We start from the raw sequence: 1,058 nt of genomic DNA on the forward strand, positions 1-1,058 counted from the left end.
AGCTGATACATCACTCGCCAGCCAAAGGCTTCACCCACCACGCCGCTCACGGTTCTGGAGAGCAAAATCCCCAGCAGCAGGCCGGTCATCACCGTGCCGACTGTTTTTCCCTGTTTGCCTTCCGGCGCGAGGATCGCTGCGGCCGGGACAATATCCTGCGCCATGGTGGCGGCCATGCCAATCAGCAGGCTGGTGAGCAGTAGGGAGTGCAGTTGTCCGGTCAGGCTACAACTCAGCAGGAACAGCGCCAGAGCTGCACTTTTTATCAGGATCAACGTTCTGCGGTCATAACGATCGCCGAGCGGGAGCAGAAACAGGATGCCTAAGGCATAACCCGCCTGGGTGAGCGTCGGGACCATGCCCATGCCTTCGATGCTCAGGTGCAGGTCTGAGCCCATCAGCGGCAGCAGAGGCTGGGCATAATAGATGGATGCCACGCTGAAGCCCGCACCGAGCGCCAGCATTAAGATTACCCAGCGGCTTACGGCCCGGGTGGTGGTTGTGTTCATAAGATGTTCCTCATTCGTCGTGTGCGGCTATTTTTTATCAGTACGCCTTGCGACGGTAGCGGGCGCGGTGGTAAAACGCTTATACGTGTAACGTATAGGTGTTAATGATATGAAACGGACTGAGCGTATAGATCGTGTAGAACTGATGCGAACCTTTGTTCGCATTGTGGAGGCGGGGTCCCTTTCTGCGGCGGCACGTCAGCTGGCAACAACCCAGGCCACGGTGAGCAGACGGTTGCAGTCGCTTGAGACCATGCTGGGCGTGCGTCTGATGCTGCGCACAACCCATACGACACGGCTGACCGATGACGGTGAACGTTGCTATCAGCATGCCAGACGGGTGATTGACAGCTGGCTGGCGCTGGAAGACGAGGTGGGGCAGACGGAAGATGAACCGGTCGGGGTGCTGAGGGTGCGCGCGCCTCACGCGTTTGGCCAGGATCAGCTACTAAAACCGTTAACCCAATTTTTGCAGCGCTATCCCCAGCTTTCTGTTGAGTGGATGCTTAACGATCGCTCGGTTGATTTCCTCGGCGACAACCTTGACTG

At 57.7% G+C, this 1,058-nt stretch carries 2 protein-coding genes; one reads left to right on the forward strand and one right to left on the reverse strand.

Going from position 1 to position 1,058, the window contains the following annotated elements:
- The coding region (locus HP459_RS23095) for an MFS transporter (RefSeq protein WP_171936943.1) at positions 1–509 on the reverse strand (509 nt) is incomplete at its 3' end.
- A 109-nt stretch (positions 510–618) separates the two neighbouring features.
- Here HP459_RS23095 and HP459_RS23100 point away from each other — a divergent pair.
- A partial coding sequence (locus HP459_RS23100) for a LysR family transcriptional regulator (RefSeq protein WP_171936944.1) occupies positions 619–1,058 on the forward strand: 440 nt, incomplete at its 3' end.

This window comes from Enterobacter sp. CM29, from assembly GCF_013179605.1.
Lineage (GTDB): Bacteria > Pseudomonadota > Gammaproteobacteria > Enterobacterales > Enterobacteriaceae > Enterobacter > Enterobacter intestinihominis.